Origin of the sequence: Cohnella rhizosphaerae (genome assembly GCF_029525575.1) — a bacterium.
GTDB classification, from domain to species: Bacteria; Bacillota; Bacilli; order Paenibacillales; family Paenibacillaceae; genus Cohnella; species Cohnella rhizosphaerae.
In genome coordinates this window covers 1,003,868-1,016,347 of sequence record NZ_JAPDIA010000007.1, presented here as the reverse complement: position 1 = coordinate 1,016,347, position 12,480 = coordinate 1,003,868, and the positions used below count along the sequence as shown (strand labels likewise).

7 protein-coding genes and 4 pseudogenes are annotated in these 12,480 nt (G+C 51.9%); all 11 read right to left on the bottom strand.

Translation table 11 applies throughout. From position 1 onward, the window contains the following. Positions 1-96: 96 nt before the first annotated feature. Positions 97-759, bottom strand: a complete 663-nt coding sequence (locus tag OMP40_RS22440; RefSeq protein ID WP_277534668.1) for a tyrosine-protein phosphatase — start codon at positions 757-759, stop codon at positions 97-99. Between the two features lie 59 nt (positions 760-818). Beyond that, on the bottom strand, positions 819-4,235 hold the full coding sequence (locus tag OMP40_RS22435) for a SwmB domain-containing protein (RefSeq protein WP_277534666.1): 3,417 nt from the start codon (positions 4,233-4,235) through the stop codon (positions 819-821). Between the two features lie 7 nt (positions 4,236-4,242). Then, positions 4,243-5,193, bottom strand: a complete 951-nt coding sequence (locus tag OMP40_RS22430; protein WP_277534664.1) for an Ig-like domain-containing domain — start codon at positions 5,191-5,193, stop codon at positions 4,243-4,245. A gap of 136 nt (positions 5,194-5,329) precedes the next feature. Further along, positions 5,330-6,535: a methionine adenosyltransferase gene (gene metK / locus OMP40_RS22425; RefSeq protein WP_277534662.1), complete on the bottom strand. Its 1,206-nt coding sequence runs from the start codon at positions 6,533-6,535 to the stop codon at positions 5,330-5,332. Positions 6,536-6,688: 153 nt separating this feature from the next. Continuing rightward, positions 6,689-6,964 (bottom strand): alpha/beta-type small acid-soluble spore protein, encoded by a 276-nt coding sequence (locus OMP40_RS22420; protein ID WP_277534660.1) that lies wholly within the window; start codon positions 6,962-6,964, stop codon positions 6,689-6,691. A gap of 120 nt (positions 6,965-7,084) precedes the next feature. After that, positions 7,085-7,949, bottom strand: a pseudogene (gene rfbD, locus OMP40_RS22415) (dTDP-4-dehydrorhamnose reductase). After that, a pseudogene (gene rfbB / locus OMP40_RS22410) lies at positions 7,950-8,973 on the bottom strand (dTDP-glucose 4,6-dehydratase). It abuts the pseudogene before it with no gap. 2 nt (positions 8,974-8,975) lie between these two features. Then, positions 8,976-9,542 (bottom strand): annotated as a pseudogene (gene rfbC, locus OMP40_RS22405) (dTDP-4-dehydrorhamnose 3,5-epimerase). 173 nt (positions 9,543-9,715) lie between these two features. Then, entirely contained in the window at positions 9,716-10,828 is a 1,113-nt protein-coding gene (locus tag OMP40_RS22400) for an FAD-dependent oxidoreductase (RefSeq protein ID WP_277534658.1), read from the bottom strand. Next, the gene (locus OMP40_RS22395; RefSeq protein ID WP_277534656.1) at positions 10,821-11,615 is read right to left on the bottom strand and encodes a glycosyltransferase family 2 protein; all 795 of its coding nucleotides are present in this window, start codon (positions 11,613-11,615) and stop codon (positions 10,821-10,823) included. The genes OMP40_RS22400 and OMP40_RS22395 overlap by 8 nt, the downstream gene beginning before the upstream one ends. A gap of 63 nt (positions 11,616-11,678) precedes the next feature. Continuing rightward, a pseudogene (locus OMP40_RS22390) lies at positions 11,679-12,413 on the bottom strand (sugar phosphate isomerase/epimerase family protein); the annotation flags it as partial. Positions 12,414-12,480: the final 67 nt, after the last annotated feature.

Sequence of the window (12,480 nt, the reverse complement as noted above, 5' to 3'; positions counted from 1 at the left end):
TTTCCCCCCAAATCCTCTCAGATCGGGGAGCCGGAGGATGCGACTCAATGTGTCCATTATACAATACGGCTTCCGCATTTTTCCTAAAAAAAAAGCTCAAACTTTTCGCCGAGACGTCGATTGACCTCTCGATAACTCTCCCCCTAGCAAAAATCCGCGCTTGGACACATGGTGCGCATCGGATGAGACAATGTGAATCAAGCCTTGCCGGCACAGTTGCCAGGATGTCTGCTGGATTCGCTTGCCGAAGCCGCCGAGCAGCGAATGCGTCGTCACTTGGCCAAATGCGCCGGCTGCGACGAGCTCGGCGAGCCGATCGTGTTGACTGGCAATCTCGGCGTTACGCTCAGGATGGGCGATGATCGGCGAGAGGTTCATCATCCGAAGTTCATGCAGCAGATCTAAGGTGCTTCGGGGAATCCGGGAAGAGGGCAACTCGATCAACACATACCGCGAACCTGCGAGCGTCAGCAGCTCGCCTCTCGTCCACGCCTCCAGCAGATCGTCGTGAATGCGGATTTCTTGTCCGGACGCTACCTTTAGCGCGATCCCTTCCTCGGACAAACGCTCGTTCATCGCCGCGACCGCCGACTTGACGTCCCGAGCCTCGTTCGTATATACGCCGTTCGCGTGATGCGGTGTCGCAATGATCGTCCCGATCCCTTCCGCCTCGGCCGCCCGCGCGAGCTCCAAAGCATCCCTCCAGTCCTGCGCGCCGTCGTCGAGCGAAGGCAAGATATGGGAGTGTATATCTATCATCAACCTGTACCCCCTTTCGACAAAAATGTAACAGGGGCGCCTGCGCGCCCCCGTCTATTTTACATCAACTCCACGTACTCAAGGAACCGCTTCACGATAATGGCCGCTTGCGCGCGAGTGGCGTTGTCCTTGGGCTTCAACTGCGTCGTTGTAACGCCCTTGATCAGCCCCGTTTTGACGGCTGCGACTACAGCGTCCTTCGCCCAACTGCTGACGCTTGTGCGGTCCTTAAAAGCATTGATCTCGGTCCCCGTCACGGTCGGCATGATGCCCACATAAGACATCGCGCGGAGCATCATCGTCGCCATCTCCTCGCGCGTGATCGTCGCATTCGGACGGAACAAACCGTCCGTACCGCCTTGCACGATATTCGCCTTTGCCGCCGCTCCGATATAGGCGGAAGCGACTCCTCCGCTTCCTACATCGGAAAATTTGGCCGCCGAGGACGCGCTGCCGTTCAGCCCGAGCCCTCGCACGATAAACTCAGCAAACTCGGCACGCGTAATCTTGCGTTCGGGCGCGAATGCCGAATTCGTGCTCCCCTTGACGATAAACTTGGAAGCGAGCCCCCCGACATCGAGTCCGGCCCAATGCTTCGTCATATCGCTGAACAGCGTGACGGGCTTCGCGATGACGGCGTAAACGCTGTTGCTCTTGCGCATAAAGTCCACGCGCAGCGTCGCCCCGCTGACTACGGCCTTCGTCGGCACATACACGATCTCGCCGGAGTCCGCATCCAGTCGGACGACCGCGGCGTCGGACGCGCTAGCGCTCGTCGCTGGCAGCAGAAACGACCGCGTTACGTACGTGCTGTATTCGTCGATCGCCCTTTCGGATCCGTTGACTTCGATCGAGGCTGCAAAATCCGCTGCAGGAGACTGCATCTGGACACCCTTGGCATTCAACGCCGATGCAAGCGAGGTATTCGACAGCTTTTCGATCTTGAGCAGCAGATAGGCATTGGTCATATTGCCGCCGCTCGCCTGGACTTCCTTGCTAAAGTTAATCGCTTTAAGCGGCAGGCTGAACAGGAGGTCGCCATAATCGAGCCGGAGCACGGCGGAGGCATTTTGCGATACCGCGCCTGCAAGGGCCATGACCGGGATGGCGAGTATCGCGCCGCTCTCGCTCTGCGGCACGCTGAACGTAAGCTGCGGCGCGCTGACGGTGCCTGCGTTAAGCGCCGTGCCGAGCGCCGTAAAAGCCATCGTAACTTTATCGCGGTCCAAATTGTAGCGCCCTGCCGTCTTGCCGGAAGGCGTGATGCCCGAGATCTTCGACGCGGCCGTCTGACTCAGCAGCAGTCCGCCCGCACCGTCCAGCGACAAGTAATCCGGCAACCCGGCGGCCGCGGACGTCTGATTCGTCGCCGCCCTGTCGGCGAATGCCGCGACCGCTTGACCCAAGGCGTCTTTAAGTGCGTTCCCGGCAGGCGAATAGCTTACGGTAACTGCTTTGCCGGCAGCGGCAGGCGCCGTAAGGGTCAATACGACTTGCGACCCATTGACGCTAATGTTGCTGATGCCGAACAAACCGCCGTCCGCGTTTTTCACCGTATATTGGGCCGCGTAAGGAATGATCGAAGAGTTAAGCGCGGACGAATATTGAAGCGTCAACTTCGTACCGTCGATCGAGATGCTCGACAATGTAGCCGCTGCCGTGGAACTGGCGGTCACCGAATAGCCGGTGAACAGCGCGGCCTGGTTGCCCGCCAAGTCCTTGATCGGCGTAGCGCCCGGGATGTAAGTGACTGTCACGGTCTGATTCGGAATGACCGCGGACGATAAGGTCAGCGTAACGGTATTGTTGGCGATCGCAACGCCGGTGATCTCCGCGGCGGATCCGCCGACCAGCACGGAAAAGCTCGACTTCGGCGGCACGGAGGAGGACAATAGTCCCTCGTTGTAAGCCAGGACGACCGATGTACCCAGCACCGTTATGCCCGAGAGCGTCGGCGGTGTCGTATCGTTCGCGTTTTGCACATAGAAGTCGGAAAATCCCGCCGCATCGTTCCCCGACAAATCCGTCAGCTTGTAACTCCCCGGCGAATAGCTCACCGACACGGACTGACTGCTAGCGATCGTACTGTATAGCACGATCGTCACGTTCGCGCCGTTCGAGGAGATCGACGAAATGCTCTGCGCGCCTCCGTTCACTTTTACGGTGAATTGACCAGCAGCGGACGAAGATACCGAAGCGAGCGTCTTGTTGAAGGTCAGGGTCACCACGCTGCCGGACACCATGCCGCTTGAAGGGCGCGGCAATGTCGTGTCGGCCGTGTTCGCGACATTCGTGGCGTTGAATGCCGGCGCGGCATTGCCGGACAAGTCCTTTAACGTGACGGCGCCCAGCGTGTAGGACACCTTCACCGACTGTCCGACGGCCACGCCCGATTGCAGCGTCAACCGCACCTGCGTTCCTTTTACGGAAATCGAATTAATCTGGCGGGGAACATCGTTGACGGTGACATAATAATTGGATGCGAACGGAATCGAGGACTCGTCCAGCGCTTCCCCGTAAGTTAGCAGCACCACGGCCGCCCCGTCCATCGTCGCGCTCGCGAGCCCGGGAGCCGTCGTATCCGTACCGATCGTTTGGAAGGTCCAACGGTAGTCATTCAAGATGCCGGGATAAGCGTTGCCCGCCAAATCGGCAATGGCATTCGCAGGCACGTTGACGACATACCGGGAAGCAACGGCGAAAGGCGTGTCCGGCGTGAGCGTGACGATTCGCGGATCCGTGCCGTCAACCGCGATGGTAAGCGGGATCTTGACGGATGTGTCATTCGCCAAAATCGCGCTAGCTGTCGCTGTGGCAGATGCCAGCCGGACCGGCTCGCTGAAGGTCATTCGGAGAACGGCATTGGTGCGCACACTGTTGAGCAGCGGAGCCGGTTCCGTGGAAATCAACTCTGGCGGCGTCGTATCCGATGCCACGCGGAAACGCCAGGTGGTCAGATCCGCAGTGCCGATGCCCGCGAAATAGTTGCCCGAAAGATCCGAGAAGGCCATCGTGCCGATCTGAACGGCGTAGCTGACGTTCGGCGAAAAAGAAGTACATGGCTTAATCGCGATCATGGTCGTGCCGCCGCCAGTGATCGCTGGCGACGTGACCGGGATGGAGCAAAATACGGTGTTCGTGTCGGCATTGCGAATGACGACGTTGCCCGAACCCGGCACAACAGGCTCGCTGAACTGAATGCTCAGGCTGCCGGCGATGTCGGTCGTAGAAGCGCCGGAAGCCGGGGCAAAGGAAGAGACCGTCGGGCGGGTCGTATCGACAAAAGCTTGCGTAGAGAAATACCAGCCAGCCGGATCTACGATGCCTTCGTATGCTTCGCCGTTCGTTGTGAGCAGCGCGCCCGGATCGATCAGTACGTAATAAGATGTATTGCGCGGGAGTGCGACTGTCATCGGAACGTTTACGGCTGCGCCGTTAAAGGAAATGCGCCCCGAGCTGGCGGCGATCGTTTCCACCGTCTCGTTATTCGATACCTTTTTTGACGGTAATATTCCCTGCGGTTCCCGCCTTCATTCCCGTCTGAAATTGAAGCTGCAGCGTAATCGGCGCGTCGCCGTTCACGCCGGACGCGCCGCGCAGCGGATAAACGAACTGCGGCGCGGCCACGGCAGAAGCCGTCGTGGAGAAGGACCATATGTACGGACCGGAGATGCCTGCATATTTGTTGCCGACGGTATCGACGAAAGCGCCGTTGTCGATAAGCACGTCATATTGCGTGCTGGAGGCGAGTCTTGTCGGAGGCTGGACGCGAATGACATTGGTCCCCGATCCCGTGACAGCGGAAGACAGCACGGATACGACCTGCGCGTCCTGCGTATCCCGTCGCACGATCTGAATGCTGCCGGACGCAGCTTGAACAGGCTCGTTAAAAGTAATCGACAGCGCGCCGGTCGCCGACATCGATCCGCCCGAGGACGGGGCGAATGCACTGACCGCAGGCGGCGTCGTGTCTGCGGCTACGACATGAAAGTTCCAGGCCGTCGCATCCGTAATGCCGCTAAAATAACCGCTGCTCCCGATAAGCGCGCCAGGCGTGATTTGCACGTAATAGTCCATGCCGGCTTGCAGCGCGCCCGGAGCAGGCGAGATATTCAGCCGATTGTTCGGACTAATTGAAAGGCGTGTCGTATCCGTCGCCATGTCGTAGCTGCCGACGGTGTTGTTCGTCGCAACCTCTTTGATCAACACGGTACCGGACGTGCCTCTCGAGATCGCCTCGTCGAACGTAACGGAGAGCTGCGCGTTGGCCGGAACGACCGGGTTGTTGTCCGCCGGCTGCAACGTTACAGCGACGGGGCCTCCGCTCGCCGCCGCAGCGCCGAATGCGCCAAGCGTTTGAGAAATGATCGTCAACAGCAGAACAACGGGAATGAGACGAAAACGAAGTCGAAGTTGAAGTTGAAGACGCTGCAATTGCGATTCCTCCAGATCCTAAGGACATACTGTATTCTTTATGTCGGCTCATTGGACGGGGAAATTTAGGGCCAAAGCAAAAACCGCCTCTGCCGGATCGAATCCGTAGAGGCGGTCATTCGTGGAAAGAATAAGATTAAGCCCAGGCGCCGGACTTCAGCAGCTCCACCTTGTCGGTGCGCTCCCAAGGTACGTCGATGTCCGTACGGCCGAAGTGCCCATAGGCAGCCGTTTGCTTGTAGATCGGACGACGCAGGTCGAGCATCTTGATGATGCCGGCCGGGCGCAGGTCGAAGTGCTGGCGGATCAGCTCGACGAGCTTCTCTTCGGCGATCTTGCCCGTGCCGTAAGTATCGACGTTAATCGACACCGGGTTCGCTACGCCGATCGCGTAAGCGAGCTGGATCTCGCACTTGTCGGCCAGGCCGGCCGCGACGATGTTCTTCGCCACGTAGCGAGCAGCGTAAGCAGCCGAGCGGTCGACCTTCGTCGGGTCCTTGCCGGAAAATGCGCCGCCGCCGTGGCGAGCGTAGCCGCCGTACGTGTCGACGATGATCTTGCGGCCGGTGAGGCCGGCATCGCCTTGCGGTCCGCCGATGACGAAGCGGCCCGTTGGGTTGATGTAGAACTTGGTCTCGCCGTCGAGCCACTCTTCAGGCACGACAGGCAGGATGACATGCTTCTTGATGTCCGCTTGGATCTGATCCAGCGTGATCTCTTCGGCATGCTGGGTGGAAATAACGATCGTGTCCACGCGGACGGGCTTGCCGTCGACGTACTCGATCGTCACTTGCGTCTTGCCGTCCGGGCGAAGATAAGCGAGCGTCTCGTTCTTGCGCACTTCGGACAGGCGGCGCGACAGACGGTGCGCCAGCGCGATCGGCAGCGGCATGAGCTCAGGCGTCTCGTTGGTCGCGAAGCCGAACATCAAGCCTTGGTCGCCTGCGCCGATGTCGGCGTTCTCGACGAGCACGTCCTTGCCGTCGCGGCTCTCGATCGCTGCGTTAACGCCCTGCGCGATGTCGGCCGACTGCTCGTTGAGCGACGTCAGCACGGCACAGGTCGTGGAGTCAAAACCGTATTTAGCGCGGGTATAGCCGATCTCGCGAATCGTCTTGCGGGCGATCGACGAGATGTCGATGAAGTCCGCGGAGCTGGAGATCTCGCCGATAACAAGTACGAGTCCTGTAGCGACGGACACTTCGCAAGCGACGCGCGCGTATGGATCAGCCGCCAGAAATGCATCAAGCACCGCGTCTGAAATTTGATCGCAAATTTTGTCCGGATGGCCTTCCGTGACCGATTCGGACGTGAAGAGATGCCGGCCCTTAATCGTCGACAATATCTTCAACCTCCCCTACACAAAAAATGAACCTTTTCCGGTAGGAAAAGGTTGTTAGACAGACCTTCTGATTAATGATACCGGAATTGTCGAGGGGTGTCAATGCGCGGAAAACACGATCGGGCTTTTTGTCAACTGGTTATTAACCAGCTGTCAAATCAACGTTTGCTGCGCCTGTTGAATGAGCCTTTTCGTCACGCCGCCCCCGACCGCGCCCGCTTCGCGCGAAGTAAGGTTGCCCAGATACTGCGCTCCGCCACCGCCTGCAGAGAACGCACCCAGCTCGCCGGCGAATTCCGTATCGCCTGCGCCCGCCGCACCGCCGTATTGACCGAAGTCTACGCCAAGCTCCGAAGCGATCTCGTACTTCATTGCATCCAACGCCTTCGCGCTCTCCGGCACCAGCTTGCGATTGCGCCTGTTAGCCATTACGTCATGCACCTCCATTGAATTTGACAGGTCTAGTATGACCCGGTCCGCTTCGCCGGAGGCGTATGAGTTAATGGGTGTGGGGGAAAATAAAGGACAACATACAGCAAGGGGCATCGTTTAGTTTTCTAATTCAGCCAGGAATGCCCGAAGCGCTTCTCTCCAAGACCGCATGTCTGAAAAACCATTTTGGCGAATGGCCGAATGATCCAAGACAGAGAAAGCAGGACGCGGGGCAGGACGCGGGAATTCAGCAGTCGTACAGGGCGAGAGTACTGTTCGAATCCCCCCGCTCCTCGAAAATCGCTTGCGCAAACTCGAACCAACTGCAAGTTCCCGTATTTGACGCATGGTAAATCCCATAAGCTTCTGTCTCAATTAAATTCAGCAAAAACAAAGCGAGGTCCCTCGTATACGTAGGCGCTCCAACTTGATCGCTGACAACCTTAAGCGAATCACGATCCTGCGCGAGCTTCAGCATGGTTTTGACAAAATTATTGCCGTACTTGCCGTAAACCCAAGAGGTTCGAACAATAAAGTAAGACGAACATAGCGACTGAAGCAATAGTTCCCCGGCTCGTTTGGATTTTCCGTAGACCGATTGTGGATCCGTATTGTCATATTCATTGTAGGGCCGGCTGCTTTGACCATCAAAAACGTAATCGGTACTGATATAACATAGCTTCACGTTAGCCTCGCGAGCAGCCATCGCCAAATTTCGTGTACCTGCCGCGTTTACTTTGTAAGCTTCATCCGGTTTAGATTCGGCTAGATCGACCGCCGTATACGCCCCAGCATGGATAATGGCAAATGGAGCGATTTCAGATACTGCCCGTCTGCACAACTTAATATCAGTGACATCAAGCGTCGAGCGTCCTAGACCAATGATCTCGTATCGACCATCTTCAATATTGACCAATTCCTGTCCAAGTTGGCCTTCCGCTCCAGTAACAATTATTCTTCTTGTTCGAACTTCGGCCACCACTTACAGATCCCCTAAACGATTGCCGTATTGTGAGGCATAGTATGCCTGGTACGCACCTGAAAGGACTTGATTCATCCATTCTTGATTGCTAAGGTACCATCGAATTGTCTCACGAATGCCCGACTCGTAATTAAAATTTGGACTCCACCCGAGTTCATTACGAATTTTGGTTGCATCAATGGCATAACGGCGGTCGTGTCCCGGCCGATCTTGGACATATTGAATCAGAGATTCGGGCTTACCTAGCTCATGGAGAATTGTTTTTACTATTTGAATATTGGTTCGTTCATTGTTGCCGCCTATATTATACACTTCTCCACTGATGCCTTTTCGCAAAACTAAATCAATGGCGTTGCAATGATCTTCGACGTATAGCCAATCCCTAACATTTAGACCATCTCCATATACCGGCAGCGGCTTGTCATTCAACGCATTTTGTATCATTAGCGGTATTAACTTTTCGGGAAATTGATAAGGTCCATAATTGTTTGAGCAACGTGTGATATTAACGTCTAGGCCATAGGTTTCATGGTAAGCTCGGACCATGAAGTCCGATCCTGCCTTACTAGCGGAGTATGGGCTGTTAGGCGCCAGAGGCGTCCGCTCCGTGAATAAGCCATTATCTCCAAGTGTGCCGTACACTTCATCTGTAGAAACATGCACGAATTTCCCGACCCCGTAGGCTTTTGCTAGATCGAGTAGCGTTTGAGTTCCAAGTATATTGGTTTTAACAAATAGGTCCGGCGACATTATACTCCGATCAACGTGGGACTCGGCAGCAAAGTGAATGACCGCATCGATATCTCTCGCAACGAACAACGGTTCTAAGGTTGCTCTATCGGTAATATCCGCATGAACAAAACAGTAATTAGATCTGGACTCATAAAAAAGTCAAGTTACCGAGATTCCCCGCATAAGTAAGCGAATCAATGTTTATAATTTCATCATTAATGTATTTCCCCAAAATATAATGTATAAAATTGGAGCCAATAAACCCGGCTCCACCTGTCACGATTATTTTCAAAGTCATTCCACCCCTTCATAAATATAATTCACTTCAGCCATAGTCAGCAAGGGATGACTTTCATCTTTTGAGGAGAGAATGGGGTTGCTTGTCGGCCATTGAATACCAATAGCCGGATCGTTCCATGCAATACCTCGATCATGCTTGTTCGAGTAGAACTCATCTACTTTATAAAGCACTTCAGTATTCGGTTCAATGGTACAGAAACCATGCGCAAACCCTCTAGGCACTAACAATTGTCTTTTATTCTTGGCCGACAACTCATACATTTCCCATTCTCCAAATGTCGGCGAATTCAAGCGGATGTCGACGACAACATCAATTACGGCCCCCCGCAATTACTCTAACAAGCTTAGTTTGAGTTTTTGGCTCTAATTGATAATGGAGGCCTCTAAGAACGCCGCAATCTGTGGACTTAGAATGATTATCCTGCACGAATACAATGTCTATTCCAAGATTTTTTTAAGGACATTTGATTGTAACACTCCATAAAAAAAACCTCTGCTGTCTTCAATTATCTCAGGAGTTATGATTTTGACGCCCGGGATCATGCCATCTCGTACATCCATTGAATCACCTAAGCCTGAATATTTGTCGAGCCGTTGTTCGACATACCTTATTTATATTCCGACTCATTTTATTCATTCACAGGCTTCTGCGGGTTTATTGGTTTGTAAAACAAAAAACGGACTTCGCGCTGACACGGCGAGTCCGAATTTGTGAATGTCATAGGCTTGCTTGATTAGGGAGCACCGGCATAATTAAATCGCTCTTCAATAACACCCAGTATGTCGTAAATGTTATCTATCTTCCCTCCCATGATATTAGTAAAGTTATGAATTCCATAATTGTCTCTGCTAAGTATAGGGCGCCCATCGTCCCTTTCGTTTTGCAAAAGGATCGTCTTAACCTCAAAAATTGAATGTACATATTCCGCTCCCTTTATTAAAGGAAGAAATCGTTCAACATCCCTGAGCATATAGATATAATTCGATTTTTGCTCCATTTCTTTCAAGTAGTTATGACCGTCCATAAATTGCTCCAAGTCCACCCAGCTAAAGTGCGGAGTATAACGAACGTGACTCAATGAATGAAGATTTTTTGAGGGATAGGGCATGGTCGAAAAAAACGGACCGTCCATAACTGTGATCCCGACTCGCTTTAATCGTTCGGGCATATTAATTAGCGCCATCTCCGTCACTTCGTGCTTAAATGGAATTAATGGCATATTAGATTTAGACATCAATTTATTGATTTGAGAATACGTACAATTATATACGCGATCTGCGGTAATGCTCTCCTTTTCATTTATCTGAAGTTTAATCCGGTTAACGTCATACTGTTCAACCTTTAAGACCTCAGTTCCCATTCGTAGTTCAACCCCGGCAATTTGAAGCTGTTCGGTCATCAATTGTTTTAAAATTACAGCGTTGAAAGCAACTTCTTTAACTTCAAAAACTTCTTCAATTAGATTTTGATTAAATAGTTCACGATAATAAGAAGAAGCCGGCTTAATGGGAGCGCCAATTTCCTTAAACATTTTAAGAAATTGATACGCATTTACCTTAGAACCATATCTGGCAATTGCATAAATTTTGTCGAATTCATCTTCGATGCAAGCATTGTAATCGTGAATAAATCGGGGAAAATTAACATAGGAACGATAAGCGGTGACCAAGTTTCTGGGATAATGATAGCCATTATGCACACGAGCTTGGTTGACGAGAGACGCTCTGGACATTAAATCAGATTCTTTCTCTATAAGCAGCACGCTTTTAAAGTATTCTTTTAATTTAATTGCAATACTGCATCCGTAAAAGCCGCCTCCGATGACAACTGCCTGATAGTCAGGCATCCAGAGCTCCCCTCTCCCCTTTAACAACTTTTTTCTTGGGATTGTAGGCACCGGTAAATAAGTTCACTAATGTTTTTAGAAGAATCAGATTGCCTCTGAAGTGGCTTATTTTGGTCGGAACTATTCCATCACTGGGATAAACGCGCTTAACAGGGATTTCCTTTGTTTTATATCCTAATCGAGGTGCTTTAACAGAAAGATACGCCAATAATTCATATAGATTAAAAATATCCCTAAATGGCTGCACTTGAAGATCTAATAAATAGCCTCTGCTGTAAGCCCTGAAGCCGTTAGTCGTGTCTGTGTACCGAAAGCGAGCAGCTATACTAATGATGGGGGCATGGACTAATCTTATAGCCAAATCTCTAACAACAGGTGTATTAATAGCCAGTCCGCCTTTCACATATCGTGAACCCTGTATCATGTCATAGCCGCCATCCAATTCCGCTATAAACCGCGGAATAGCGTCAACGCCGTCTTTATTGTTGCCGTCTACAGTGATAATTCCTTCATATCCTTGCCTGAGCGCGTAGGCGTACCCGATCCGCAACTGAGCTCCGAGCTTTCCCTGATCTTTTTTCGTCAATAGCGTTCTTACGTGCACAGACCTCAAAAAATCCAAATCGAGGGAGTTATCTGTACTTCCTCCATCCGTAATAATAATATCTACCATTTCCGCATAAGGAGCCATCGCTGTCAGTTGCTTACGGATTCTTTCTCCCTCATTAATGACAGGAATAAGTACACAGTATCGTTTTTTTTTTGAGAGCCAGCTCCGCCGCTTCAAATTTGGGAATCTGCCAATATTGATCTTGCAGGGCAGCCATTTTCCTCATCCTCATCCCTATCTTTATGATGTATAAATATCAGAAACGTATTGAAGAGCCTGCTCGACACTATCGATATTCGAGTCCGCAAGTCCATCTCTCATTTCTATTGATGCAAACCTTGAATAACGAAGACTGCGCAAACTGTTTGCAATTCGCGGATGATCGACAAACTGGCCCGAGACGCGCAGTAAATTAGGCTCGCTAATATGAAAATGCGCCAGGTATGGAAAGGCTTCATCGAGCGATCGTTCAATATCCTCTCGGTTCAATGTCATAGCCGCTGCATCTAAATGAAGGGCTATGCCAGGATGATTAACAGTTTTCACTAAATGAATGCCCTCTTGCGTAGTACAAATAAAATCACAACCGTAATCTGCCGGATTAGGCTCTATACATAATTGAGCCCCATAACGAAAAGCCACTTCACCTAGTTCCTCTAGTAGAGGGACAATTATGGAGTAAGCTTCTTTTAGGGATAGGCTTCCAACTTGACGATTGCGTGGAGAACCGAATACAAAGGATTGAGCCCCAAGTAGACCTCCCAATTGAATGATTGAAGCCAGATACTCTTGCGTATTCATTGTCTGTGCGGGATCGAATAATTTAAGTCTTTCTTGCCCAAACAACAAAGATTGCAGAGCTATGATTGGAATATTGGAATCCGACCACCACTTTCGGTACTCTTCAATGGAAATTAAATCCACTCCGACTGGCGTGTTCCAAATCTTTGTAGGCGCAATTTCAACTCCCGCAAAACCATATTTTTTTCATCAGCGTAGATACTTGCTGATCCTCCTCGGTCGACCATGCCAAATTCGAGAT

Excerpts from the sequence above, each read along its gene's own strand:
- OMP40_RS22440 (WP_277534668.1), bottom strand. The coding sequence starts at position 759 with ATGATAGATATACACTCCCATATCTTGCCTTCGCTCGACGACGGCGCG.
- OMP40_RS22420 (WP_277534660.1), bottom strand. The coding sequence starts at position 6,964 with ATGGCTAACAGGCGCAATCGCAAGCTGGTGCCGGAGAGCGCGAAGGCG.
- OMP40_RS22400 (WP_277534658.1), bottom strand. The coding sequence starts at position 10,828 with ATGCCTGACTATCAGGCAGTTGTCATCGGAGGCGGCTTTTACGGATGC.